Source organism: Citrobacter sp. RHB20-C16, assembly GCF_013890155.1.
GTDB lineage: Bacteria > Pseudomonadota > Gammaproteobacteria > Enterobacterales > Enterobacteriaceae > Citrobacter_A > Citrobacter_A amalonaticus.
Genome location: NZ_CP057630.1, coordinates 4,639,577 through 4,665,611, shown reverse-complemented (window position 1 = coordinate 4,665,611; position 26,035 = coordinate 4,639,577). Strand labels below are relative to the sequence as shown.

Annotated in this window: 26 protein-coding genes; 15 read left to right on the top strand and 11 right to left on the bottom strand. The window is 51.6% G+C overall.

What is annotated here, in order from left to right; genetic code table 11:
* Window positions 1-115: 115 nt before the first annotated feature.
* From rhaS (HVX64_RS22305) to rhaB, 4 genes are all read right to left on the bottom strand, one after another.
* Window positions 116-1,102 carry a rhamnose ABC transporter substrate-binding protein gene (gene rhaS / locus HVX64_RS22305; protein WP_042998894.1) on the bottom strand — a complete coding sequence of 329 codons (987 nt, stop codon included), beginning with the start codon at window positions 1,100-1,102 and terminating at the stop codon, window positions 116-118.
* A gap of 99 nt (window positions 1,103-1,201) precedes the next feature.
* Window positions 1,202-2,029: a rhamnulose-1-phosphate aldolase gene (rhaD, locus tag HVX64_RS22300; RefSeq protein ID WP_042998895.1), complete on the bottom strand. Its 828-nt coding sequence runs from the start codon at window positions 2,027-2,029 to the stop codon at window positions 1,202-1,204.
* Window positions 2,030-2,139: 110 nt separating this feature from the next.
* Window positions 2,140-3,399 carry an L-rhamnose isomerase gene (gene rhaA / locus HVX64_RS22295; protein WP_044257446.1) on the bottom strand — a complete coding sequence of 420 codons (1,260 nt, stop codon included), beginning with the start codon at window positions 3,397-3,399 and terminating at the stop codon, window positions 2,140-2,142.
* Window positions 3,396-4,865: a rhamnulokinase gene (rhaB, locus tag HVX64_RS22290; RefSeq protein ID WP_044257448.1), complete on the bottom strand. Its 1,470-nt coding sequence runs from the start codon at window positions 4,863-4,865 to the stop codon at window positions 3,396-3,398. Before rhaB ends, rhaA begins: the two co-directional genes overlap by 4 nt.
* Window positions 4,866-5,165: 300 nt before the next feature.
* On the opposite strand from rhaB, the gene rhaS (HVX64_RS22285) reads away from it, so the two are divergent.
* Together rhaS (HVX64_RS22285) and rhaR are read left to right on the top strand one after the other, a co-directional pair.
* Complete coding sequence (rhaS, locus tag HVX64_RS22285) at window positions 5,166-6,002, top strand: HTH-type transcriptional activator RhaS (protein WP_042998898.1); 837 nt, start codon at window positions 5,166-5,168, stop codon at window positions 6,000-6,002.
* A gap of 140 nt (window positions 6,003-6,142) precedes the next feature.
* Window positions 6,143-6,991, top strand: a complete 849-nt coding sequence (gene rhaR, locus HVX64_RS22280) for an HTH-type transcriptional activator RhaR (protein ID WP_044257450.1) — start codon at window positions 6,143-6,145, stop codon at window positions 6,989-6,991.
* Here rhaR and rhaT read toward each other — a convergent pair.
* A complete protein-coding gene (rhaT, locus tag HVX64_RS22275; protein WP_042998900.1) occupies window positions 6,988-8,022 on the bottom strand; it encodes an L-rhamnose/proton symporter RhaT in 1,035 nt (344 codons plus the stop codon). The two genes, rhaR and rhaT, sit on opposite strands and share 4 nt — an antisense overlap.
* Before the next feature lie 286 nt (window positions 8,023-8,308).
* Here rhaT and sodA point away from each other — a divergent pair, with 286 nt between their 5' ends.
* Both sodA and kdgT read left to right on the top strand, forming a co-directional pair.
* Window positions 8,309-8,929, top strand: coding sequence for a superoxide dismutase [Mn] (gene sodA / locus HVX64_RS22270; protein ID WP_044257452.1), 621 nt, complete (start codon window positions 8,309-8,311; stop codon window positions 8,927-8,929).
* Between the two features lie 193 nt (window positions 8,930-9,122).
* Window positions 9,123-10,106, top strand: coding sequence for a 2-keto-3-deoxygluconate transporter (kdgT, locus tag HVX64_RS22265; protein WP_042998902.1), 984 nt, complete (start codon window positions 9,123-9,125; stop codon window positions 10,104-10,106).
* 85 nt (window positions 10,107-10,191) lie between these two features.
* On the opposite strand, the gene HVX64_RS22260 is transcribed toward kdgT, so the two are convergent.
* Window positions 10,192-11,082: a dihydrodipicolinate synthase family protein gene (locus tag HVX64_RS22260; RefSeq protein WP_044257454.1), complete on the bottom strand. Its 891-nt coding sequence runs from the start codon at window positions 11,080-11,082 to the stop codon at window positions 10,192-10,194.
* 152 nt (window positions 11,083-11,234) lie between these two features.
* On the opposite strand from HVX64_RS22260, the gene yiiM reads away from it, so the two are divergent.
* Entirely contained in the window at window positions 11,235-11,909 is a 675-nt protein-coding gene (yiiM, locus tag HVX64_RS22255; protein WP_042998904.1) for a 6-hydroxyaminopurine reductase, read from the top strand.
* 116 nt (window positions 11,910-12,025) lie between these two features.
* On the opposite strand, the gene cpxA is transcribed toward yiiM, so the two are convergent.
* Both cpxA and cpxR read right to left on the bottom strand, forming a co-directional pair.
* A complete protein-coding gene (cpxA, locus tag HVX64_RS22250; protein WP_044257455.1) occupies window positions 12,026-13,399 on the bottom strand; it encodes an envelope stress sensor histidine kinase CpxA in 1,374 nt (457 codons plus the stop codon).
* On the bottom strand, window positions 13,396-14,094 hold the full coding sequence (gene cpxR / locus HVX64_RS22245; protein ID WP_001033731.1) for an envelope stress response regulator transcription factor CpxR: 699 nt from the start codon (window positions 14,092-14,094) through the stop codon (window positions 13,396-13,398). The genes cpxA and cpxR overlap by 4 nt, the downstream gene beginning before the upstream one ends.
* 150 nt (window positions 14,095-14,244) lie before the next feature.
* Between cpxR and cpxP the strand changes: the two genes are divergently transcribed.
* The gene (cpxP, locus tag HVX64_RS22240; protein WP_043001792.1) at window positions 14,245-14,745 is read left to right on the top strand and encodes a cell-envelope stress modulator CpxP; all 501 of its coding nucleotides are present in this window, start codon (window positions 14,245-14,247) and stop codon (window positions 14,743-14,745) included.
* A 189-nt stretch (window positions 14,746-14,934) separates the two neighbouring features.
* On the opposite strand, the gene HVX64_RS22235 is transcribed toward cpxP, so the two are convergent.
* Both HVX64_RS22235 and HVX64_RS22230 read right to left on the bottom strand, forming a co-directional pair.
* On the bottom strand, window positions 14,935-15,915 hold the full coding sequence (locus HVX64_RS22235; protein WP_181825190.1) for a tyrosine-type recombinase/integrase: 981 nt from the start codon (window positions 15,913-15,915) through the stop codon (window positions 14,935-14,937).
* Window positions 15,916-16,057: 142 nt separating this feature from the next.
* Entirely contained in the window at window positions 16,058-16,351 is a 294-nt protein-coding gene (locus HVX64_RS22230; protein ID WP_181825189.1) for a helix-turn-helix transcriptional regulator, read from the bottom strand.
* A gap of 160 nt (window positions 16,352-16,511) precedes the next feature.
* On the opposite strand from HVX64_RS22230, the gene HVX64_RS22225 reads away from it, so the two are divergent.
* The 9 genes from HVX64_RS22225 (at window position 16,512) to HVX64_RS22190 (ending at window position 24,629) form a co-directional block, all read left to right on the top strand.
* Window positions 16,512-16,784 carry a Cox family DNA-binding protein gene (locus tag HVX64_RS22225; protein WP_181825188.1) on the top strand — a complete coding sequence of 91 codons (273 nt, stop codon included), beginning with the start codon at window positions 16,512-16,514 and terminating at the stop codon, window positions 16,782-16,784.
* 20 nt (window positions 16,785-16,804) lie between these two features.
* Window positions 16,805-16,990: a DUF4761 domain-containing protein gene (locus HVX64_RS22220; RefSeq protein ID WP_233471372.1), complete on the top strand. Its 186-nt coding sequence runs from the start codon at window positions 16,805-16,807 to the stop codon at window positions 16,988-16,990.
* Entirely contained in the window at window positions 16,990-17,271 is a 282-nt protein-coding gene (locus HVX64_RS22215; protein WP_181825187.1) for a hypothetical protein, read from the top strand. The genes HVX64_RS22220 and HVX64_RS22215 overlap by 1 nt, the downstream gene beginning before the upstream one ends.
* An 80-nt stretch (window positions 17,272-17,351) precedes the next feature.
* A complete protein-coding gene (locus HVX64_RS22210; protein ID WP_181825186.1) occupies window positions 17,352-17,516 on the top strand; it encodes a hypothetical protein in 165 nt (54 codons plus the stop codon).
* Window positions 17,513-18,505: a Dam family site-specific DNA-(adenine-N6)-methyltransferase gene (locus HVX64_RS22205; RefSeq protein ID WP_181825185.1), complete on the top strand. Its 993-nt coding sequence runs from the start codon at window positions 17,513-17,515 to the stop codon at window positions 18,503-18,505. Before HVX64_RS22210 ends, HVX64_RS22205 begins: the two co-directional genes overlap by 4 nt.
* Window positions 18,505-18,687: a hypothetical protein gene (locus tag HVX64_RS24015; RefSeq protein ID WP_220186620.1), complete on the top strand. Its 183-nt coding sequence runs from the start codon at window positions 18,505-18,507 to the stop codon at window positions 18,685-18,687. The genes HVX64_RS22205 and HVX64_RS24015 overlap by 1 nt, the downstream gene beginning before the upstream one ends.
* A 26-nt stretch (window positions 18,688-18,713) precedes the next feature.
* Window positions 18,714-21,131 (top strand): replication endonuclease, encoded by a 2,418-nt coding sequence (locus tag HVX64_RS22200; RefSeq protein ID WP_249418890.1) that lies wholly within the window; start codon window positions 18,714-18,716, stop codon window positions 21,129-21,131.
* A gap of 125 nt (window positions 21,132-21,256) precedes the next feature.
* Window positions 21,257-22,390, top strand: coding sequence for an ATP-binding protein (locus tag HVX64_RS22195; RefSeq protein ID WP_040118242.1), 1,134 nt, complete (start codon window positions 21,257-21,259; stop codon window positions 22,388-22,390).
* Window positions 22,391-22,403: 13 nt separating this feature from the next.
* Window positions 22,404-24,629, top strand: a complete 2,226-nt coding sequence (locus HVX64_RS22190) for a S8 family peptidase (RefSeq protein ID WP_181825184.1) — start codon at window positions 22,404-22,406, stop codon at window positions 24,627-24,629.
* A 369-nt stretch (window positions 24,630-24,998) separates the two neighbouring features.
* On the opposite strand, the gene HVX64_RS22185 is transcribed toward HVX64_RS22190, so the two are convergent.
* Complete coding sequence (locus HVX64_RS22185; RefSeq protein ID WP_249418909.1) at window positions 24,999-26,027, bottom strand: phage portal protein; 1,029 nt, start codon at window positions 26,025-26,027, stop codon at window positions 24,999-25,001.
* Window positions 26,028-26,035 lie beyond the last annotated feature (8 nt).

Below are 26,035 nucleotides of genomic sequence, written 5' to 3'. Positions count from 1 at the left end.
GTTCTCCTCTTCATGTAGTGTTGCCGGATGGCGCTAACGCTTATCCGGCCTACAAAACGTATCGGTACCCGCAGGCCGGATAAGCACAACGTCACCCGGCGGCGTGACCCAGGGATCAGAAGATTTTTGAGAACTTATCAATGTTGCTGGCATCGTAGACGAATGGCTTAGCCATCGCCCCATTGCCGTCGGCATCCAGTTGCACTTTACCCAGTTTCCCCATATTGGCTTCGGTTTTGCTGGCGGTGCCTTTAACCAGATCGTCCGCCAGATACGTCGCCGCATAGCCCAGATCGATAGGATTCCAGATCGCAAAACTTTTCGACGCGCCTGACTTCACCGCGCCCGCCATTTCGGATGGCAAACCGAGACCCGTCACATACACTTTGCCAATTTTGCCCTGATCCTTCACTGCCTGCGCCGCGGCGACAATGCCGACGGAAGACGGGGAGACGATCACTTTCAGATCCGGGTAAGATTTGAGCAGCCCTACTGCTTCGCGGTAGCTCTTGTCTGAGAGATCGTCGCCATAAGCCACGGTCACCAGGTTGATAGACGGATACTGCGGAAGCACCTTTTTCATCTCCGCAATCCAGATATTCTGGTTGGTCGACGTTGGCGTGGCGCTCAGGATCGCCACATCGCCTTTCTCCACGTTCAACGCCTTCAGCGCATCGGCGGCGAGTTTGACGTTGGTTTCGCCGATCAGGGCATTATTTGACGGGTTAAGGTGGATCTGCCGCCCCGCAGGCGCGACGCCGGAATCCCATGACACGACTTTGATACCACGCTGCATCGCTTTCTTCAGGACGGGTACAACGGCATCGGGATCGTTGGCAGAGATGGCGATCGCATCAACACCCTGGGCGATCAGCCCATTCAATACTTCGATCTGCGCTTCAGCGGTAGTCGTGGTGGGACCGGTGTAGATTACTTTGACATCACCGATCTCTTTGGCGGCTTCCTGAGCGCCGACGTTTGCCGCTTCGAAAAATCCATTACCTAACGATTTCGCCACCAGGGCGATTTTTACTTCAGCTAAAGCGGAACCGGACAACGCCAGAGCGGCAACGGTGAGGATCAAGCTTGTCTTTATATTCATTGCTTTTACTCCACATCATGTTGATTCCCATGGGGAATGGTTTGGATTTGCAGGTGACAGAGTTCGCCCCGTCTCAGTGAGCGGGGCGCGATGTTGTTATCAATACAGTTCTAATGCACTGGCGAGCGGGGTGACGCCAAAGCGTTTACCCAGCGCGATCAGTTCTTCGCGGCTGATGGTTTGCTTCATACCGCCCATCGACAGCACTTTGACTAACACTTCGGCGGACTTCTCGGCGGTATCGATCAGTCCAAACGTTTCATCCAGCGTCGGGCCGCTGCCGAATACGCCGTGGAACGGCCACAACACCAGCGAATGTTTCTGCATTTCCTGCGCGGTGGCCTGGCCGATTTCATCGGTGCCCGGCACCATCCATGGCAGAATGCCCACGCCATCCGGGAAGACCACCAGACACTCGGTACTGCCTTCCCACAGTTTGCGGGTAAAAAGCGCGGTGCTGTTTTCCAGCACGTAGGTCAGAGCGATCAGGTTGGTGGCGTGGCAGTGCATGATCACGCGATCTTTACCTTGCGTGGTCTGGATACGTTCGCAGTGCGACAGGAAGTGTGCCGGCAACTCAGAGGTGGGCACCGCCTCGTTCGTCAGCCCCCATAGAATGTGGTAGCCCGCTCCGTCGCTGTCCACTTTCACGATGCCCAAATTGGCGGCGGGATCGAGTTGTACGTTGCGGAAGAATTTACCAGAGCCGGTCACGATAAACGGCGTGTTCGCCAACAGCGGCATTGGCTGGCTCAGGGCAATGTAGCGTGGCGCAGGATGGAAATCGGCGCTGAAAGGGGCAATATCCGCGTCATCGAGACGCAGCGTCAGGTTGCCGCCATTGCGCTCGTCCCAGCCTTTCAGCCAGGCGTCGGAGGTGGCTTTAATCATCCCCTGGACAAACCAGGCGTCGAGAATATTTTGCATAAAAGGTCTACCTGTTTTAGTCAATGCCCGATGGCAATGCGCCTATCGGGCCTGCGATGTTGAATGTGTCAGTAGGCCGGATAAGCGCAGCGCCATCCGGCAATAATGTGTTAACCGCGTTTGCTCAAAATCTCTTTCTCATAGGCGCGAACGCTCTCGAGCCACTGGCTGCCAGCGGGTGTGTCATGACGCTGGCAATACATTTCCCATACCGCCTGCCACGGCAGCGATTTTTGCTCTTCCAGCAATGCCAGGCGTGCGGTGTAATCGCCACTGGCTTCCAGTTGGCGCAGATGTTCGGTGGGTTCCAGCAGGGCGCGCAGCAGCGCTTTTTTCATATTGCGGGTACCGATGACCCATGCCGCGATGCGGTTGATGGAGGCGTCGAAGAAGTCGAGACCGATGTGGACGCGGTCGAACAGGTTGTGGCGTACGATCTCGCTGGCAATCGCCTGGGTTTCATCATCCAGCAGTACCACGTGGTCACTGTCCCAACGCACCGGGCGGCTCACGTGCAGCAGCAGATGCGGCACATACAGCATGGCGGCGGAGATTTTGTCGGAGATCACTTCTGTCGGATGGAAGTGGCCCGCATCAAGACACAGCGCGGTCTGGCGGCTGGTGGCATATCCCATGTAGAACTCGTTGGAGCCGACGGTGTAGCTTTCTGCGCCGATGCCAAAGAGTTTGCTTTCAACGGCGTCGATATGGTGCGCCGGGTTCAGTTTTTCACTGATGACTTCGTCCAGCGCGTCCATCAGACGCTGACGCGGGGCCAGGCGGTCTACGGTGACATCTTTCATGCCGTCCGGGATCCAGATATTCATCACCGACGGCGTGCCCAGTTGCTCGCCAAAGTAGGCGGATACGCGGCGGCTGGCCTTGCAGTGGTCGATCCAGAACTGGCGGATTGTGTCGTCGGCATGCGCCAGCGTGAAGCCGTCAGCGCTCAGCGGATGCGAGAAGCAGGACGGGTTGAAATCCAGACCAAGTTGATGCGCTTTTGCCCACTCTACCCAGTTTTTAAAGTGTTCCGGTTTGATTTTGTCACGGGCGACCGGGGTATCGGATTCCAGATAGATGGCATGCAGGTTCAGGCGTTTAGGCCCAGGGATCAGGCTAAGCGCCTGCTCCAGATCGGCGCGTAGCTCATGGGCATTACGCGCTTTACCCGGGTAGTTACCGGTGGCCTGAATACCGCCGGTGAGCGATCCTTCCGGGTTTTCGAAACCGGCTACATCATCGCCCTGCCAGCAGTGCATTGAGACCGGCAGACGATCGAGCTGGCGCAGCGCCTCCTCGACATCAATACCTACTGCGGCGAAGCGTTGTTTCGCCAGTTCCCAGGCTTGTTCCAGTTGAGTGGTCATGCGCAAAGCTCCTTTGTCTGTCGTTTTGAATGAAATTGCGTCACATAGCGGGCAATCTCACTGTCAGGATTGGGGGTAAACGTCGTCAGGTTGTAATTAGCGGTGACCACCTGGCGGAAGTCATCGACGTTGTTGAGTTCATCCAGCGTCATCAACTGGATACCGATGTTGCCGAGCGTAGAGGCTTCAACAGGCCCAGCCATGACGCGAATACCGCAGGCATCGGCGCACAGTTGGTTCAGCATGGCGTTCTGGCAGCCACCGCCGACAATGTGCAACTGGCTGAAGGTCTCGCCGCGCAGCGTCGCCAGTTCTTGCAACACATCGGCGTACAGCAGCGCCAGACTGTCGAAAATACAGCGCGCCAGTTCTGCATCGCTATCAGGCACCGGCAGTCCGGACTCGCGACAGGCGGCCTGAATTTCAGCGCTCATGTTGCCGGGGTTGATAAAGCGATCGTCATTCGGGTTGATCAGAAAACGGCAGGCGGGCAATGCGTGCGTGGCGGCAATCAGCGCGGACAGGTCGTCCACCTGGCGCTCTTTCAGCACGCGCTGCAGCAGCCACAGACCCATGATATTTTTCAGTACCCGATAACGCCCTTCCGCGCCGCCTTCATTGGTGATGTTCGCCGCCAGCGCGGCGTCGTTGGTGTAAGGCGTTCGGCTTTCAAAGCCCATTAACGACCAGGTGCCGGAGGAGAGATACGCACTGTGTTTATCAGCCAGCGGCGAGGCGATCACCGCGCTGGCGGTGTCGTGACTGGCGACGGCCACCACGGGGATCTGATTCTTCTGCGGGCAAATCCAGTAACCAATCACGTTGCCCGGATGCGTCGGGTGACCAAACCAGGCGTTGTCTGCCCCCGTCCATGCCAGCAGCGTCTCATCCCAGTCATCGCTGTTGATGTTTACCAGTTGCGTGGTGGTAGCGTTGGTGTATTCCCAGTTCAACTCCCCGGTCAGACGGAAGCTGAAGTAGTCGGGGATCAGCAAGGCATGTGCGACCTGCGAAACCCACTCCGGCTGCTGTTCAACCAGCGCACGCAGCTGGTAGAGCGTGTTGAACGGCAGAAACTGGATCCCGCTGCGTTGATAAATAGCGGTTTTACCGAGCTGTTCCTGTGCGCGTTGCATTACGCCTGTGGTGCGGCTGTCACGATAAGAAACCGGTAGCCCGACGCGTTGGCCTTGTTTATCGATCAGGACATAGTCCACGCCCCAGGTATCAATACCGATACTGTCAATGCGGATGCCTTCATCGCAGACTTTTTCCAGCCCCAGGCGAATGGCGTCTTCGAGACTGTCGAGATCCCAGGTGTCGAAACCGTCCTGCTTTTGCAGGCAGTTCGCGAAGCGATGGATTTCACGCAGCGTCAGGGTGCGATGTTCACTGTCATAGCGCGCCAGCATTACGCGTCCGCTGGAGGCACCAAGATCGACAGCGACACAATGGCGAAAAGTCATAGTGAGGTCCTTCTGAGTTTCATTAAGCCCAGTCTAAAAAACCTCGTCATGGCTCACCTTCTTGTTACTGACAGGCAAAATTGGCCGTTGGCAAGAAAGCAAAGGTGAACGTGATAACGTTCACAGTTTCCGGTAATAGGCGCGATTTCCCCTGATGTGACGCCGTCCGCATTTCCGGATCTTTCCCGTCTTTTCTTGAAAAATTGACCTTGTTTGCTCGGTTTTATGTCAAAAATTTAAGGTGAGGTGGCTAACCCTTAATTACTATTTCTGACATGTTCATTTGACCTGGATGCCATCATGACCGTACTGCACTGCGTGGATTTTTTTCCATCAGGTAAAGCGCCTGTGGCCATTGAGCCCCGCTTACCTCAGTCCGCTTTTCCAGAGCATCATCATGATTTTCATGAGATTGTGATTGTGGAACATGGCACCGGTATTCATGTATTCAATGGACAGCCCTATACCATCAGCGGCGGTACGGTTTGCTTTGTCCGCGACCATGACCGGCACTTGTATGAGCATACGGACAATCTTTGCCTGACCAATGTGCTCTACCGTTCGCCCGATGCGTTCCGCTTTCTGGCAGGGTTAGATCAGTTACTGCCGCAGGAACAGGATGGCGTGTATCCCTCTCACTGGCGGGTGAATCAGAGCGCGCTACAACAGGTGCGCCAACTGGTGGCAAAAATGGAACAGGACGGCGATGAGAGCGATCTCCCCGGCGTCGCCAATCGTGAAATTCTGTTTATGCAACTGCTGGTGCTGTTGCGCAAAAGTAGCCTGATGGAAGGGGCGGACAATAACGATGCGCGCCTGAACCAGTTGATGGCCTGGCTGGAAGATCATTTTGCGGAGGAGGTCTGCTGGGAGGCGTTGGCCGATCGCTTCTCGCTTTCCCTGCGCACGCTGCACCGCCAGTTGAAACAACAGACCGGGCTGACGCCGCAGCGCTATCTTAACCGTCTGCGCTTAATCAAAGCCCGCCATCTGTTGCGTCATAGCGATGAAAGCGTCACAGAAATCGCCTATCGCTGTGGTTTTGGCGACAGTAACCACTTTTCGACCCTGTTTCGCCGTGAATTTGACTGGTCGCCGCGCGACATTCGCCAGGGACGGGATGCGTTACTTCAGTAACGCGAATGCTATCAACGTTTTTCGCCGCCAGAATGTTAATAATCATCGATCTGTGATGCCGGAAATCTTATCCGGCCTGGGTGTTGACGTAATTTGCGGGTCGGATAAGGCGAAGCCATCATCCGGCAAGGAATATTCAGGTGGCGAATCAACTGATTCTTCTAAAAGATGACTTCTTTGCGAATGCCGGACAGGCCGTCGCTGTCGCCGATCGCTATCCGCAGGATGTGTTTGCCGAACATACGCATGATTTTTGTGAGCTGGTGATCGTCTGGCGCGGCAATGGTCTGCATGTGCTCAATGACCGTCCCTATCGCATCACCCGTGGCGATCTGTTTTATATTCGCGCCGAAGACAAGCACTCTTACACCTCCGTTAACGATCTCGTGTTACAAAACATCATCTATTGCCCGGAGCGGTTAAAGCTGAATCTGGGCTGGGAGTGCGCGATCCCGGGTTTTAACGGCACACCGCGACAGCCGCACTGGCGACTGGGCAGTGTGGGTATGACGCAGGCGCGCCAGGTGATAAGCCAGCTTGAGCATGAAAGTAACCAGCACGATCCGATCGCCAACGACATGGCGGAGCTGCTCTTTGGCCAACTGGTGATGACGTTGAAGCGTCATCGCTATGCGACCGACACGCTGCCAGCGACCTCCAGCGAAACGCTGCTGGATAAACTGATTACCGCGCTGGCCGCCAGTCTGGAGCGTCCGTTTGCGCTGGATGTCTTCTGCGATCGGGAAGCGTGCAGTGAACGCGTGCTGCGCCAGCAGTTTCGTAGCCAGACCGGAATGACGATTAACCAGTATCAGCGCCAGGTTCGCGTCTGTCATGCGCAATATTTACTTCAGCACAGCCGTCTGATGATCGGTGAGATTTCGATGAAGTGTGGCTTTGAAGACAGTAATTACTTTTCTGTGGTGTTTACGCGGGAAACCGGGATGACGCCCAGTCAGTGGCGTCATCTCAGTAATTCAACGGATTAGCTTGCCATACCCAGACCGACAATGTTGGCGGCGATGATGATCACCACACATCCCAGACTCAGGACACTGACAGGACGACGCCCGGCGTTGTTCCACTCTTTCAGTACCAGACCGACAATACCACCGCACAGCACGTAGAAACTCATGTGCAGCATCCAACTGATGTAGTCATATTGCGCCGGAATGCGCGCGTGGCCCCAGGCGTAGAAAAAGAACTGCAAATACCACATCAGGCCACCCAGCGCGGACAGCAGCACGTTGGTGATGATAAGCGATTTTGCCAGCGAGAAGTCGGCTTTTACCGACAGGTTTTTCACTTTTGCCAGACGAATAAAACAGAAACCCAGGTTGACCAACGCGCCGCCGCCCATGATCACTACATAGCTCGGCAGGGCGACATACAGCGGGTCTACACCCAGCGCCGCGGCGGCTTCATGCATCGGCTTCGCCGCGTTCATCGCAAACGACATGCCCGCGGAGAAAATGCCGCACATTACCGCCAGCAACAGCCCTTTTTTCAGGTTGAAATCTTCGGCTTTGATGCCCATTTTACGCTCTTTGAGCTGGCCCGCGCGAGTGACGATCCCGACGCCAATCAGCGCAACCAGCACCCCGAGCAGCGTCATACGCCCGCCTTCGGTGTTAATCAACACATCAAAATTGCCGTTGATGATAGGGGTCATCAGCGTACCGACAATCAGCGTAATGCCGATGGCAATGCCAATCCCCATCGACATGCCGAGGTAGCGCATGGTCAGACCGTAGTTGATATTGCCGATGCCCCACATGGCGCCGAACAGAAACACCGGCAGTAGAGTGGAAAGGCTGAATGAACTGTAATAGGCCCAGAAGTCAGGCAGCAGCATGGCGCTGATGGTCCACGGGAGGATCAGCCACGAGACAATCCCACCGACCGACCACATGGTTTCCCATGACCACTGTTTCACTTGTTTGAACGGGGCATAGAAACAGGCTGCACTGGCCGCACCTATCAAATGCCAAAAAATACCCATCGTAATCGCGTTACTCATCACATCATCCTCATTGTTTTTATCGTCGTTTCTAGCCTTCCGACGTCATGAGTTTAAAAATTGCGCAGATGTATAACCTTTTGCCGATTGCCGCGATTTTCCCTTTCTGGCAAAGACCCGGTTAAGTGGGTGATATGGCTCACATAATCAGCAATAGACGTTAATGTAATAACCTTAGTAAAAGTACGGCATTGATAATCATTTTCAATATCATTTAATTAACTATAATGAACCAACTGCTTACGCGGCGTTAACACCCGGCCGCTCGACAATAATGGAGATGATTATGAGTTATACACTGCCATCCCTGCCGTACGCTTATGATGCGCTGGAACCGCACTTCGATAAGCAGACGATGGAAATCCACCATACCAAACACCACCAGACCTATGTAAACAACGCCAACGCGGCGCTGGAAAGTCTGCCTGAATTCGCTAACCTGTCTGCTGAAGAGCTGATCGCTAAACTGGATCAGGTACCGGCCGACAAGAAAACCGTTCTGCGTAATAATGCGGGCGGTCACGCTAACCACAGCCTGTTCTGGAAAGGCCTGAAAAAGGGCACTACCCTGCAGGGCGATCTGAAAGCGGCTATCGAACGTGATTTCGGCTCTGTTGATAACTTCAAAGCAGAATTCGAAAAAGCTGCCGCCACCCGTTTCGGTTCCGGCTGGGCCTGGCTGGTGCTGAAAGGCGACAAGCTGGCGGTCGTTTCAACCGCAAACCAGGATTCCCCGCTGATGGGTGAAGCGATTTCTGGTGCGTCTGGCTTCCCGATTGTGGGCCTGGACGTGTGGGAACACGCTTACTACCTGAAATTCCAGAACCGTCGTCCGGACTACATCAAAGAGTTCTGGAACGTGGTGAACTGGGACGAAGCGGCTGCGCGTTTCGCTGCAAAAAAATAAGTCTTATTTAACAAGACATCGCGTTTATATGACCCCGTCGGCGTGGCCGGTGGGGTTTTTTTGTGATCAAAATCGAGTGAAAAACAGTGATCCACAAAAATTGAAACATTGTTTTATTGTGTGGTTGGGATCACTTTTATTATTGTGCTGAATGTCTATCGTTGACACATCTTTACATCGGAAGGTGATGGAAATGCAGATTAAACGCACGATAGAAAAAATCCCTGGTGGCATGATGCTCGTCCCTCTGTTCCTGGGCGCGTTGTGTCACACGTTCTCTCCTGACGCGGGGAAATATTTTGGCTCATTCACCAACGGGATGATCACTGGCACGGTGCCTATTCTGGCCGTGTGGTTCTTCTGCATGGGGGCCTCCATCAAGCTAAGCGCGACGGGTACCGTCCTGCGTAAGTCCGGGACGCTGGTGGTGACAAAAATTGCCGTGGCGTGGGTAGTGGCAGCGATTGCCTCGCGGATTATTCCTGAACATGGCGTGGAGGCAGGATTCTTTGCCGGGCTGTCGACACTGGCGCTGGTTGCGGCAATGGACATGACCAACGGCGGGCTGTATGCGTCCATTATGCAACAGTACGGCACCAAAGAAGAGGCCGGGGCATTTGTTCTGATGTCGCTGGAGTCAGGACCGCTGATGACGATGATCATCCTCGGTACGGCCGGGATTGCGTCGTTTGAACCGCATGTGTTTGTCGGCGCAGTGCTGCCTTTCCTGGTGGGCTTTACGCTGGGTAACCTTGACCCGGAACTGCGTGAATTCTTCAGTAAAGCCGTCCAGACGCTGATCCCTTTCTTCGCCTTTGCGCTGGGTAACACCATCGATCTGAGCGTGATAGCACAGACCGGTCTGTTGGGTATTCTGTTGGGTGTGGCGGTGATTATCGTCACCGGTATTCCGCTGATAATTGCCGATAAACTGATTGGCGGCGGCGACGGTACAGCAGGGATTGCGGCGTCCAGCTCAGCAGGAGCTGCAGTGGCGACGCCGGTACTGATTGCAGAAATGGTGCCCGCGTTTAAACCGATGGCACCGGCTGCAACTTCGCTGGTCGCCACCTCGGTGATTGTGACATCAATCCTGGTGCCGATTATCACCTCCATCTGGTCGAAGAAGGTCAAAGCAAAAGTGGCGGCAGTCGACATCCAGAATGCAGTGAAATAATACAATAATGCCGGATGGCGCTACGCTTATCCGGCTTGTTTTTGCGTCATAAAAAGGCCTGGTGAATCTCACCGGGCCTTGTCTATTAACGACCAAACACCTCATCAATCGTCCGGCAATCGTGTTCGTTCAACTCGCCGCCCGCATTGCGTGAAACCCCTGTGCAATAGCCAAACTTGCGCGATACCACCGTCTTGATGGTGGTGACGAAATCTTCGCCGATGGCATAAATCGACATGTATACGCCAATTTTCTGCTGAATGTCGCGAAGGGCCGCCAGGTCACCGGCCTTGAACGCCTCACGCGCGCTGACAAACAGCTCCGGCATCACATTGTTCAGCCCAGAGATAATCCCCGCGCCGCCAGCCAGCAGATTGGGAATGAAGTACTCGTCATAGCCTGAAAGGACGGCAAAGTCGTTACGCACGGCCTGCGTTGCCTCGATCATTCTGCGGGTATGCGACTGACAGTCAACAGTATCTTTGATCCCGGCAAAGTTCGGGAACTCGCTGGCAAGCTGGGCAACCAGATCCGGCGTTAAGTCGCTGCCGGTGCGCGGCGGGAAGTTGTAGGCAAACCATTTCCCGCTGAGCTTTTGCCCCAACTGGCGGAAGTAGCTCAGCAGTTGCTTCGGCGTTTGACCGTAGTAATAGGGTGGCAGAACCATCACTGCATCGTAGCCTGTGCGATACGCTTCCTGCGCCATCCGCAAGACATCGTGGATGCAGGTGGAGGAGACGTTAGCCACCATCTTCAATGGGCTCATGCCGCGCGCCTCGCGAATCAACAGCAGGCGTTCGTCAAGGGTGAAGGAAGCGAACTCTCCGATACTGCCCATCAGCAAAATCACGTCGATTTTTGCGTCAGTGAGGCGTTGAAGGTGTTGGCTCAGACCGTTGAGATCGATATTACCATCCTGATCCATTGGCGTAATGGAGGGGCACCAGACGCCAGCAAACTGCGTTTGACCTGTCACGTTGTTGACTCCTTATTATGAAATGCCGTTTCAAAATCACTTCCATTGATAGCATGGATATTTGCGCGTCGTGTGAACCTTGCTCTCATTTTGCGCGGTTGAGGTAAAATAATTGTGGTTAAATAAGGCAAATTGATCAGGGAGAGGGCCAGATGCGATATCCAGTAGACGTGTTCAGCGGCAAGATTCAGGACTACGCGGGAAGCCGCCCCAGTGCAATTGGCAAAATTCAGGTCGATGGCGAACTGATGCTGACGGAACTGGGTCTGGAAGGTGATGAACAGGCAGAAACGAAAATCCACGGCGGGCCCGATCGTGCGCTGTGCCATTATCCGCGCGAACATTATCTGTACTGGGCGCGGGAGTTCCCCGATCAGGCGGATCAATTCGTGGCCCCGGCGTTTGGTGAGAACCTCTCTACCGATGGCCTGACGGAACACAATGTCTATATTGGCGATATTTTCCGTTGGGGCGAAGCGCTGATTCAGGTCACACAGCCGCGCTCACCGTGCTTTAAGCTTAATTTCCACTTTGGTATTAGCGATATGGCGAGCCTGATGCAGAACTGCGGCAAAACGGGCTGGCTGTGTAGTGTGATTGCGCCAGGCATGGTGTCAGCCGATGCGCCACTGGAGCTGGTTTCCCGCGTAAGCGACGTCAGCGTACAGGAGGCGATCGCCATAGCCTGGCATATGCCTTTTGATGATGAACAGTACCATCGTTTACTGTCAGCGGCGGGGCTGTCGAAGAGCTGGACGCGAACGATGCAAAAGCGCCGTTTAAGCGGCAAAATCGAAGATCAATCCCGGCGTTTGTGGGGCAAATAAGCGCTGCTATCCGGCAACGGAAAAAATGCCTGATGGCGCAACGCTTATCCGACCTACCGTTCGTGGAGATTTGTCGGCCGGATAAGGCGTTTACGCCACTATCCGGCACAATACCGTTACGAACGTTTATACAACGGCAACCAAATCACCAGCCGTAAACCGCCCAGCGGGCTGTCTTCGGCTTTCACCCAGCCGCGATGCTGCTGAATGGCGGTTTCTACAATTGCCAGACCCAGACCGGTGCCGCCGGATTCGCGATCGCGTGCTTCATCGGTGCGATAGAACGGGCGGAAAATCTGCTCACGGTCTTCCGGGCTGACGCCAGGACCATCATCATCCACCGTGATCGTAATTCCGTCTTTATCCACTGCGAAGCCGACTTCAATCTTCGAGTGTGAATAGCGCAGGGCATTACGGACGATGTTTTCCAGCGCACTTTCCAGCGCGTTCGGGTTTCCGTACAGCGGCCACGGTCCCGGCGGGAAATTCACCGTAAGCGATTTGCCCATCTGTTCGGCTTCAAAGGCGGCATTATCCAGCACCTCACCCCACAGATGATTGGCTTTCATCGTTTCGCTGACCAGCGCATTTTTCTGCTGATTGCGCGACATGACCAGCAGATCGTTGATCATGCTGTCCAGACGCTGCGCTTCCGTCTCAATACGCTCCAGCTCCTTACTTTCGCCGCTGCGACGACGCAACAGCGCGGTCCCCAGTTGCAAACGGGTGAGCGGGGTTCTCAGTTCGTGTGAGATATCAGACAACAGACGCTGTTGCGTGGTCATCATCCGCTCCAGCGCGGTCACCATCTGGTTAAAACTGGCGCCTGCGGCAAGAAATTCCTGCGGACCAGCTTCCAGTTCCGGATGCTGACGCAGGTTACCCTGAGCCACCTCATCCGCCGCGTTTTTCAACTTACGCGCCGGTTTTGCCAGGCTCCACGCCAGCCATAACAACAGCGGGGAACTGACTAACATCGTGACAATCAGCAACAACAGCGGGCGGTCAAACAGCAGGTTGATAAAATCGGATTGGGAACTGCTGGCTGGTCGAATCAGGTAAAGCTGGTAGTTATCTTCCCCGTCTCTGACGGAGAAGGGCCCCACCATTTCAACGCGACCGTACTTTTTCTTCTGCGGATGATCGGCGTTATCCGCCTGACCAATAAAGTTACGAATGATCTGCATTTCGCTGCGTTCAGCGCCGATCACGCGTCCTTCTGTAGTCACTAGCAATAACCGCTGTCCTGGCGGCGCCCACTTGTCAATCGCACGGAACAGGCGACGCCACCACATCAAATCATTGGGTGGATCGTTCGCGAGTTCAGCTTCTACGTGTTGCTCAATCATTAACCCCTGGCGCTGTTCGCTGTCCAGTAGCTCGGTCATCTGGCGTGAGTCGAGCTTGGGTAACATCAGTACCAACATCAACACCAGTGCCAGCGTCAACCAGAAGATGGCAAAGATGCGCGCGGTTAAGCTCCCTATCATGAAGCGGAAACCATCAGATAGCCGCGACCACGCAGAGTTTTAAACCACGGATGCCCGTCTTTCCGCTCCGGCAGTTTGCGCCGCAGGTTGGAGATATGCATGTCGATGGCACGGTCGAAAGGCGTCAGGCGTTTACCCAGCACTTCCTGGCTCAAATGTTCACGCGATACCACCTGGCCGAGATGCTGCGCCAGCAGATAGAGCAGGGTGAATTCGGTACCAGTTAACTCCAGCGTCTGACCATCAAAGCTGGCTTCCTGGCGGCCCGGGTTAAGGCTAAGGGCATCCACTTCCAGCGTCGGCGAGCCGTTATCGCTGCTCTGCTGCTGCTCGCTCCAGTGCGAACGACGCAGGATCGCGCGGATACGGGCGACCAGTTCACGATCGTTAAACGGTTTCGGCAAATAGTCATCTGCACCCAGCTCAAGGCCGAGTACACGATCCAGTTCGCTGCCGCGGGCGGTCAGCATAATTACGGGCGTCTGGTGTGTCTGGCGAAGCGCTTTCAACGTATCGATACCGTTTTTCTTCGGCATCATCACATCAAGCAAAAGTAAATCAATGCTGTCGTCCAGAAGCTCAAGCGCCTGCTCCCCGTCATGGGCAACCAGCACATTGAAGCCTTCCATTTCGAGCAGCTCCTTTAACAGGGAAGTCAGCTCTCGGTCATCATCAACTAACAGGATTTTATTCATTGTTTAAGTACCTCCGAGGCAGAAATTACGTCATCAGGCGTCGCTAATCCATGACTTTACGTTGTTTTACACCCCCTGACGCATGTTTGCAGCCCGAATCGTAAACTGTCTCTCGTTGAATCGCGACAGAAAAGATTTTGGGAGCAAATGATGCGCAAAGTTACCGCTGCCGTCATGGCCTCAACGCTGGCACTCAGTACGGTTAGCCATGCAGCTGAAGTCGTTACAGGCGATAACTGGCACCCGGGAGAATCCTCTGCGCCGCGCACTGTACAGAGCCATATGTTTGACGGCATAAGTTTAACCGAACATCAACGTCAACAGATGAGAGATCTGATGCAACAGGCCCGCCATGAGCAGCCGCCTGTTAATGTTAGCGAAATGGAGACGATGCATCGTCTTATTACTGCAGAAAATTTTGATGAAACCGCTGTACGCGCTCAGGCAGAAAAAATGGCGCAGGCACAGGTTGCCAGACAGGTCGAAATGGCCCGCGTTCGCAACCAGATGTATCGCCTGCTTACCCCCGAGCAGCAAGCGGTTTTAAACGAGAAGCACCAACAAAGAATGGAGCAGTTGCGCGACGTGACGCACTGGCAAAAAAGTTCTTCGTTGAAGTTATTGAGTAGTAGCAACTCACGTTCCCAGTAGTAAACCCTGTTTTCCTTGCCATAGACACCATCCCTGTCTTCCCCTCCATGATGGAGGGGTTTTTTTTATCAATAACTTACGCACTACCTCAAGTAAAAACAGCCACTTACAGAAGGCTGGAGCCAGCCTGAGCCGTTTTGAATTTCCCAGAGTGTGGACGCAATGTGGACACTCCGGGTCACTCTTATCTTAAAGCGATACGCCACCGGCGAGCGGATTTAGTGAGACGGCATTTTGCAGATAGTCTGGCGACAGATGCGCGTAAACCATCGTTTGCTGAATGCTGGCATGCCCTAAAATCTGCTGTAACGCGATAATGTTTCCTCCGTTCATCATGAAATGACTTGCGAAGGTATGACGCAGAATATGCGTTGCCTGGTTCGGCGGTATGTCTGGTTTTACCGCCTTCAACGTCAGACAAAATTTTTCATAATCCACTTTAAACAGTTTCGCGCTCGCCTCCTTCTTGATCAGCTTTTCCAGTTCGGCGGAAATTGGCACAGTGCGCTTTTTCCCGTTTTTGGTCTTCAGGAACGTCACGCGGCAATTGACGATCTGCGAGGGCTTTAATGTTGCCAGTTCAGACCATCGCGCGCCGGTACTGACTCCCAGCAGGGCAATCAATTTTGCATCACCGGTTAATGCCTTTAGCAAGCTACTGATCTCTTCCTTTTCCAGAAATGTCATTTCTGGGTTTTCTTCCGCCAGCGGTGGTAGCCCATGCACTGGATGGGTGCCGGAAAACTCTTCCAACTGAATCAACTTTGTGAACATGCCTGAAAAGCGGTACATATCACGGTTGATTGTTGATGCCTTTATTCCATCGCGAAGCCGGGTTGATCGATAGTCCATCAAAAGCCGTTTGCTCAAACGGCTAACAGGTATGTCACCGATACCGCCGATCGTCTTCGTAAGGTGGTTAAATTCCTTCTCACCGTGTTCATGGTTTTGACCGTGATACTTCCACCAGGCATCCAGTAGTTCAGATAGCGTGCGACGATCTGTTCTCTGGCCCGCCCATTCCTTCTGATTGGCGTTTGCTAATGTGTATCGCTCAAAAGCAACTGCTTCAGCCTTTCTGTCAAACTTCCGGCGGATGCGACGTCCTTCACGCCCGCGCGGTCTGATATCCACTTCATAACGCCCATCATCGAGTCTTTTGATACTCATAAGACCCTCCGAATAGAGCTTTCAAGCTTGCCCCGATCGATAGTGATAGTCCGGGGTTTCTTGCTTACTTCTTTGTGACACCGGAAGTTATATTTCCTTACAAGTAAACAACTTTTGTAGTAAATATACGCCCGGTTAATAGTTAGCCAATTTTGCGGTCTGAGGGTGACGAGGTTGTTTCGTCTGGCCCAGAGTGTGCGACGACCGGGGAGATTTGCCCGGCTTCTGGTGCTGTCTTATCGGTCATGAGCCATAGGGTGTATTTCTGAAATTGTGGATTGGTTGTTATCTTCAGCAGGGCCGTGCCGCTGGGTTCAAAGTTTCCTGTTTCGTATTTCTTTAAGGTGCTTAGTGACAAGTCAATGATCTGGCTGAATTTCGCCTGACTTAGCCCCTCCGCTTCCCTCAATGCTTTTACCTTCTCACTTAATTTCATTTGACATGGAACCTATATGTGTCCTAAATTTCCCATCAATGGAACCTATATAGGTGCCATTACGGGCGAGAGTCCAGCCGCTCAGGAACCATCCTGAGCCGTTTTGAACCGGCTGGATCTTACAAGGTTAGCATGTAACCAAATGAGAATGGAGATAGTTATGGAAGCGACTGATTACGTTATTCAGTACCCGCTAGATGCGGTGCATCCTGATAAGTTCGCGGAATTGCTGGGTAAACCGCGCACAGCCGTACAAACCATGATTGAAAAAAATAAACTGCCGGTCGTTGAGTTTCGTGATCCATCGAAACCAAACGCCCGCGCCGGTGACAAGTTGGTTTTTGTGCCGGAGTTTAATCGCGGTGTACGTGAGGCGTTTTACAACCGCCCTGTTGAACAGCGTGATGCCTGGTTGCTCTGGATGGGCCTTTAATAGCTCAAGCGAAGGGATTGATGATGCTTATCCAAATCAACAGCAAGACAGCAATCTATCGCGGCTTCACCATCGTGAAGTTACCGCGCAAAAAGCCGTATTCACGGCAGCGCTACCAAATCACCAAAGGCGGAAATTATCTGGGGCTGGACTTCGGTCTGTCTCAGGCCCGTCAGACGATTGATCAGCTTCATCGGGGGAAATAATGACTACTTCAACCGCAGCAATTCTGAACGCTCGCCAGAGCATCAACGCTTCTAGGCAGGACGGAACCCGCGCGCCGTCCCGTAGTGGCTATGGTCCAAATCATCAATACAGCAAATCGAGTAATGTTGTTCAGGGTATGGCGCTATCTGATATTGCGAGAAATGGTTTTGAGGTGCGATGCAAAGAAACAGGCATTCGTTTTTCTATTCTTCCGGGCGGTTCTATTTGCGAGGCCTTCAGCGTTGAATTAGAAAAGCACTGGAATAGCGGTGCGCGCTAATTAAATAACTGCAATCTGAATCTGTTTATTTACGGCATTTTTGCCGGGGCTTCGCTTTATCTTTTTTCAGAGGGTTGATTATGACAATTCAAACAAATGAACGTGCGCACCTGCTTGGGTTGTTACGTATCAAATTAACCTTGCTGAAAAAAGAAAAGCTGTCCATCAATGAAATTTATCGCAGCCTGGAAAACTGGATCGACAACAGAGAACAGGCCGCAGAAATCAAGGAGCAAAAAAAATGATTAACTCCCCTCTGATCTGGGCTGGCGGCAAGTCTCGCGCGATGCCTCATGTACTGGATGCTCTGCCGCAGGGTGAATGCCTCGTTGAGCCTTTTGTGGGTAGTGGTAGCGTCTTTCTGAATACTGACTATAAAACCTATATTCTGTGTGATAGCAATGCAGCTCTAATTAATTTCTTCTCTATGGTTAAGCGCAACACAGAAGCGCTTTTAACTTATGCATCCGCCTTGTTTTTGGCTGGTAATAATGAAGATGCATATTACATAAATCGTGATGACTTCAATATCTTTAACCGTGAGTACACAGGGCATAGAGAACAGTATACAAATGATGAATTAGCCAAATATGCAGCGCTGTTTCTTTATTTAAATCGTCACTGCTACAACGGTGTTTACCGCGTTAATTTAAAGAATGAATTCAATGTTCCTTTTGGTTTTCGTAAAAAACCAATTTTCCCTGTGGCTGAGATTCAGCATTTTGCAAAAAGAGCGTGGGACAAAGGGGCTATGTTCCTGCATGGTGATTTCAGAGAAACAATCCCTCTATCTATCGGGCATTCAGGCTGCGTGGTTTATTGCGATCCTCCGTACCTGCCAGCCAGCGAGACTGCCAATTTTACTGCATACGGTAAGCCTTTTACCGATGAAGACCATCGCGCCCTAGTTGCGATTCTTTCACGCCTCTACAACCAGGCAAAAATCCCTTCTGTTATTTCCGGCAGTGACACCCCGGAGACACGCCAGATTTACTACCCGTTCACCCTTAATTCATTCGAGGTCCGCCGCTCTGTAGGGGCTAAATCCCGCAACCTGGCTGGTGAGGTGATTGGTTCTCTGCGCATCTGTGACGAGTGCGGGCAAGTGGGGCGTGGTTACTGCGCCACCTGTTGCCCTGCTGTGGCATGTGATGGATATGAGTCGGGAAGCGATTCCTTCTGCTGCCGTAACTGTGAGATCTGCGATTCATACACAGCCCCGGAGGACTTCTGATGAATACCGTAGAGGCAGTAGTGACAAAGGTTTTGGACGTCCTCGCATATCGCCACTTTTGGATCACTCGCGTTGAAATTTTCAGTGAGGGGGGCTATCGCAACATCAACCTGACCACTTACTCAGAGCGTGACGCCAGAGCGATACAGCAAGGTGACACAGTTTTTGTTTGGGCTGGTTAATGTCTTCAGTTCGCCGATCTCATAGCATGACCATCATGCCGGGAGGCTCTTTAGAGCCAGCCCGGTATGCTTACGCCTGGAATGAGCCAAAAGCAGCCATCTTCGTTGATAAGGCTCCTGCTGTTGACCTATATGAACTGGGCCAAGAGCAGGAGTTTTTCGCGTGGGTAGAAGATACCCTCAAACCATTACCTACTTTCATTCGCCGCCGCATTGCTTCTTACATTAATACCGTTCACGAGGATAAAGGGCGTCATATCGCAAAACTGAAGTTGCGCGACATCGTTAAGCGCGAGCTTCCACACGTCAGAAACGTCACGAAACAATACGCTGTGCCAGAAGACAATGAGTGGATCATTTTCTCTGAACTAAACCCACTGTTTCACACGTTTGAAAATCTGCGTGAACTTGTCCGCCGCTTTAATAATCTGGCGGATTGCACGGATGAAGATATTGATTTGCTGGCTCAGGACATAGCCATTTATGCCAATACTGTTTTGGCTGAAGTGAGCGAGGGCGCGAGTGTGTTCAACGATACTGAATACACCAAACGCATGCTGCGTGAAGGCTCCAGGCTGATTGCGTATTTCAGGTTGGTGCCGCCCTGGGCGAAGAAGCGCCAGATGGCGCTTGATGAAGCGACGGCAGCAATACAAAAAACCCTTCATGATCGCTTTTGGTCACGCCTTCTGCGCAAGTACGCCCGCCGCTGGCGCGAACATTTGCACATTGCCTATGGTGATGTGCGCCGCGACGTCTCACCGTATTGCAGCAAACATCACGTTACGCAGTGGGATTCACGCCGTAAGCGTAGCCGCGCAATTATGAGCCGCCTTGAACTTGAGGATCAGGTAACTGGTGAGCGCATTTCGCTGATAGAGCAGATTGATAAGAGCATTTCTAACCCTGAAAAGCGCCGTGTTGAGTTGATGACGCGCATTGGTGGATTTGAGAAGGTGGCAACGGAAAGCGGTTTTGCCGGTAGTTTCTTCACCCTGACCGCGCCGTCTAAATATCATGCCTTTACAGCGTTCGGGCATCGCAACAGCAAATGGAACGGAGCCAGCCCCCGCAAGACACAAAACTACCTTAATCGCGTCTGGCAGTTGATTCGCGCGGAGCTTGCGCGCCGTGAGATTCCCGTTTTTGGCCTTCGTGTTGCCGAGTCTCACCATGATGGTACTCCGCATTGGCATGGCCTTCTGTTCACAGCCCCGGAACATACCGGAGAGTTACTGGAAGTGATGGAAGACTACGCCACGCGTGAAGATGCTGACGAACTCACCGGCAAGAATGGCAAACAGCCCCGCTTTGAACTTAAGCCGATAGATCCGGCTTTGGGGAGCGCTACTGGCTATGTCGTTAAGTACATATCTAAAAACATCGACGGCTATGCACTGGATGGTGAAAGCGACGATGAAAGCGGACGCCCACTTAAGGAGACAGCAAAACACGCTACTGCCTGGGCCTCATGCTGGGGCATTCGTCAGTTTCAGTTTTTGGGTGGCGCTCCGGTGTCTGTCTGGCGTGAGTTACGCCGCCTGAAGAATCAGGAAATGGCAGATCGTATCAGTCCGGTTTTCGGTGAGTTACACCGCGCCGCCCATGCGGGGAACTGGCAGGACTACATCACCTTGCAGGGTGGCCCGTTCGTAACACGGAATAGGCTTGTTTTGCGCGCCTGGTATCAATACCGGGATGAGCCGAGCAGCTACGGCGAGTTTCAGAGGGTTATCAAAGGGGTGGTCATGCCAGCATCGACCGTTCCTCCGGTTGAAACCCGCCTCCATTCTTATCGCATTGTCAAAAAGAAGCCGAAAGCAGACGACGCCGCCGGTCGAGGTTTTGACCTTAAGGGCGCGCCCGCGCCCTCTTGGACTCGTGTCAATAACTGTACCGAGTATAAAAAACATACAAATTCACCCCCTTTAAATCCGCCAGATCTGACTGTGTCAGCTGACGAAGTGCAGCCAGAGCAATTTGAAATCGGTCAATTAAGCCGAGATCAGAGAAAACAGATTGCGGAAGACATCAGAAACCACAAATCGAATCAGCGTGTTTCACCTGCTGATCAGTTTGAGGCACTCGCTTTAAGCATTACTGCCGGTGATTGCACCGACTATGACCGGGCCAGGGCCGAAAGCTATATGAAGGCCGCACATGCTATTCGCCAGGAAGAAAGCGCGGTGAGCGAGGAAGTTGAATCCCTGGCCCAGGAAATTATGGGGTGGGCGAAGCTAAGAAAAATTTCAATCAACCCGGTTCAGGCCCTGAAGCTGGCTCAAGGGGGAGAGGTGACGGCACTTGATACTAAATATCGCGCCAACCCATTAACGGGTGAATTGATTGTGACCGGTACAGATATGCACTGGCGCAAGACGCTGGCACGGCACAAGGCAGAGGCATTGATTAGCCGCTGGCGCCAGGCTGCGAGGGAAGTGTGATTCATAGGGCATACTGTAATTTCATATAGTATTCCGCTTTCCTGTTCGGTGAAAAAGTGCAATACTATAAGTAGTCCAATTGTTTGTTTTTATAATTTGTTTAAAATTAAGAGGTTACGATTAAGATGGGCGACTTAAGTGGTATTCAGTCAGATTTAGCCCAGCTAGTTAGACTGGTAATAGCTGAACAGTATGATGATGTTCGGTTGTATGTCGCTCGCTTGGTGCGCAAATATCGGGAAACTATGCCTGCTCTATCTGAGCAGCTTGATCTTTATTTACGGAACAAACCGCAGAAGCCTGCCCAAGGTCTGCGAAAGGCTACGATGCCAAAACCGACTCAGTCTCAGGTTATGCCTGTGGACGAGGATTCAAGGTTAACTTTACTGAAAGCACCAAATGAAAAGATTACCAGTAAGCCATTGCTTTCTAGTCAGATAGAAGACTCACTGGATCAGATTATTCTTGAACGTAAGCATATAGACCGTCTTAAGACCCTTGGCTTACAACCAACACGTTCCGCAATTTTTGTTGGCCCACCAGGTGTGGGTAAAACGCTTACGGCAAGTTGGTTAGCACAGAAATTAGGTGTTCCTTTCTATGTTCTGGATTTAACTGCTGTAATGAGTAGTTATCTTGGGAAAAGCGGAAATAACCTTCGTGCGGCTCTTGATTTCGCAAAGAGAGGGCCGTGTGTTCTTCTGTTAGATGAAATTGACTCAATAGCCAAAAAAAGAAGCGATGATTCTGATGTAGGAGAATTAAAGAGGCTTGTTACTGTGATACTTCAAGAGGTTGATGAATGGCCTTCTTCAAGTCTGTTGCTTGCTGCAACTAACTTTGCTGAGTTGATTGATCCGGCATTATGGAGACGTTTTGATTTGGTTCTAAATTTTGAGAAACCAAATAGTGAAAGCATTAAAGAGGCTATTAAGCGTTTTTTAGGCCCCGACTATGCCATTTTTGCTCGTTGGATAGATTTGCTTGTCATCATGTTCAAAGATGAATCATTCAGTAATATTGAGCGTTCTATTAATAAATTCCGCCGCTCAGTTGCTTTAGGCATATCTTCAGATGAGGAGTTGATTGAATCTTTCATTAAAGATGGTCTATCAGATTTAGAAAGGAATGAACGTATTGAAATAGCTGTTAACCTTAACAGACATTCTAAACTATCCCAACATGCCATATCAGACTTAACTGGGGTCAGCAGGGATACAATTAGAAAATATAGTTCTAAAAAGACTAACGCAGCATAGATAAGGAGTATGTATGGCGAAAACTAATTTTCTGATTGGACGCGGCGAGTTATTAACCAATGATATTCCCGGTCCAAAAAGAGCCCCAGGAAAAGCTGAGGTGTACTCTCTTTATGAATCGAAACAGCGCCTGTTACCGCAAATTGCATCTACGATAGAAAGTTTTGCTAAGTTACCTGGTCGGGCATGTCCTGACGATTATGCAGTAGCAAAGGTAACTATCAATCCAAGCTATATTGCGCGATCCTTTTTCCCTGCGAAGATGCTGAAATCGACCGGATTAACGTCAATTGGGAGCAGGACGGTTAGAGTTACGCCGCAAAGCTGGAAACGCAAAGTTGCTGTTTCTGAGGTTACAACAACACAGATGTTTATTGCGGGTAAAAGAGAATCATTCGAAGAGTTACCTCATTGGGTGTCTGGGCTTAAAGAGTTAACTGATGAAGCGATTGATTTTGCGCGTATAGAAAAGTTTGAAGCTTATTTGCCTGAAGAGCGTATTGTTACCGCAGGTGATATGGATACGTCGTATTTTGAGGTTGGCGTACATCTATTGGCTGAGGATGGACAAGATTTGATCCAGCAACAATTTGTTCGATTCGCGTCAACTCTGAACATCAAAGTACATACCTCTTTAGCTTTTACCGCAGGTACGTTGTGGTTCGTGCCAATTCAGGCAGATCGAATTGCTATTGATAAGCTCGCGAAATTTACATTTGTACGCGTAATTAGACCTGTACCAAAGTTACGTGGTATTAGGCCTATACAAAGGGCTTCTGGGCCATTGGCCCAGTGTAAATTGCCTACTGAAGGGCCAGTATCTTCAGAAATAAAAGTCGCTATTCTTGATGGTGGTTTACCATCAGAGCATGCTATATCTCCGTGGTTAAAATCCTATAGGGTTTTGGACGATCATGCAGAAGATGATCCTGATGGTTTAGAGCATGGTTTAGCCGTATCTTCGGCTTTTTTATTCGGGCCAATTAGTAACAAGTCAGAGGTGCAAAGGCCATACTCTTATATTGATAACTTAAGGGTACTGGATAATAAGACCTGCCAAGAAGATCCTCTGGAGTTATATCGAACGTTGGGCTTCATTGAAGAAGTATTGTTGTCTCGTCAGTATCAATTTATCAACTTAAGTTTAGGGCCGGATCTACCAATTGAAGATACGGAAGTTCACGCTTGGACCTCTGTAATAGATGATTTATTAAGTGATGGCGAAACACTAATGACTGTTGCTGTTGGGAACAATGGCGAAATGGATCGTGAGTCAGGTAATGCAAGGATTCAAGTACCATCTGATTGCGTGAATGCCTTGGCTGTTGGGGCTTGCGATAGTGTTAATGAAACTGAATGGAAACGAGCACCATATAGTGCTATTGGGCCGGGTAGAAGTCCTGGCGTGATGAAGCCTGATTTAGTTGCGTTTGGTGGCGATATCGACGAGTACTTTCATGTATTGGGAAAAGGTAAAAAACCTGTCATCACACCGCAACGGGGAACAAGTTTTGCTTCTCCTTACGCTTTGCGTGCGGCCGTTGGTGTTAGGGCGATTTTAGGAAGTGATTTGAGTCAACTGGCGATAAAAGCTTTATTGATTCATGCTTCAAAACCGCTTGATCACGCTTGCGCTGAAGTGGGTTGGGGGAAACTACCTGAGGACTTAAACGACATCATTGTCAGCCCTGATGGTGTTGCTCGTATTGTCTATCAAGGTGAATTGAAGCCAGGAAAATACTTACGCGCTTCTCTTCCCATTCCTGAAGGTGGCTTGAAAGGTAAAATAAACTTAACGGCAACTTTCTGTTATGCCACAACAACAGATCCGCAAGATTCGGCTTCCTACACAAAGGCTGGTCTTGAGATTACATTCCGCCCAAATGATTCAAGAGTTAAAGATGGTAAACAGAATGCTGAAACTAAAGGTTTTTTTGAGCTAGCCAAATACTCAACTGAAAGTGAGCGGCGCTCTGATATGGGCAAATGGGAAACTGTGCTGCACAGTTCAAAGAACATGCTGGGTTCAACTTTAAAAAATCCTGTGTTTGATATTCACTATAACGCTCGTGAAGCAGGGGCTAGCATAGCGAGTCACAAGGCGGAAAAGATAAAGTACGCTCTTATCATCACCGTGAAGGCAGCGAAGCACCAAGACCTGTATAACGAAATTTTACGTGCTTACAATCAGGTACTGGTTCCAATTCAACCTCAAACCTCCATTCCAATTCGTTCATAAATATTCATTACAACGAACCCCTCATGCGAGGGGTTTTTTATATGCACAATAGTGCGCAAAATTGCACAAAAAAATCAGCCCTTTTATTTGTGGATCTCCCAAGGATCTATGCTGGCTGACGGTGGATCTGCAAGTGCACAAAAAGACGCGTGTTTGTCGCGCGCAGGTGACGGGGGGAAAGCCCGCGCGGCGGGGTAGGTAGGGGTATCCCTCAAATATAGGGAAATTGGCGCAATTCTGGCGCGCTGCTGCGTTCTGTGTGTTGTGTGCGTGTAATGGCGTGTTTAGATGATGGGGCGCTTAGAATGGCGCTGACGCGCCGTGTGTTGAGGTGATGCGGAGAGCGCCGCCGGGATGGCGGCGGGTTGGTTATTTCATGGTTTCCAGCAGGGCGTAAGGTTTAAAGCGGATCACTTCTTCCCCCAGCCAGTCGTTGACATGCTTCAGTGCTTCCATCGCTGGCATCAGTTCGTTAATGGCAAACACGCGCGCGGCCTTCTCCACATCACCGAATGAGCCGTTGCCGTCCGGCATGGCTCCCATCAGTTGCGGTGGTACGCGGTGAGCCGCCAGGATGTCATCGCGCGTGGCTGATTTAATATTTAAAAACTCATCCTTCGCGGATATCTGGCTAAAGGGCATCAGTTGTACCCCGTCTTTTCCGCCGCCTGGCGCGTGGATCACTACGTTCTTAAATGCGCCTTTGTTCCTGGCTCCCGCCAATGTTTGCTGTATGACTTTTACGCCAGCGTCGTCCACCTGTGATGTACCTATATACAGAATGCATCCGGCATGAGATCCGTTTTCGTAATACATCTTGCGGAACATATCCGCCGAGTGTGACAGGCTGGCTGACAATAGCGCGCCCATGTACTCCGGCATTCCGTAGATCTCCTGGTGAATATCAGGGTTCATCACATGGCAGACCGTACCGGTTGGAAAAGCGCATTCGTCTTTCCATTGCCTGATAAACCAGTATGTATCCAGATCGGTGCCGCGCCGGGTGTACTTCGCCGGGGAATGGCGAAGCGGCAAGCGCCCGCCGAGCCGGTTCTTTCGTTCTTCCAGGTAGAAGTTACCAAACACAAACCAGTCAAGGGCCAGGGCGGAGAACGTCTGGCGAGACAGTAGCGGGTGTGGGATAAAGCAGCCAGCCAGCGCGTTACGCTTAAAGTACAGCGCTGACTGGTGCCAGGACGCCTTGCCGAATGAGCGCGCAAGCCCGTACCAGTCCACCGGCGTTTCGTAGTATCTGCCGTTGTCGGCGCAATACATGTTGTCGAGCAGGTCATAAGCATCAGTGACCTGATATGGTCCATCAAAGGTGAAAGCGCTAAGGGCTGGATCGCGCTTAAGTGCTTCACCAATATCATGTTGCTGTGTGCCGTCAGTAAGCATAGTCAGGC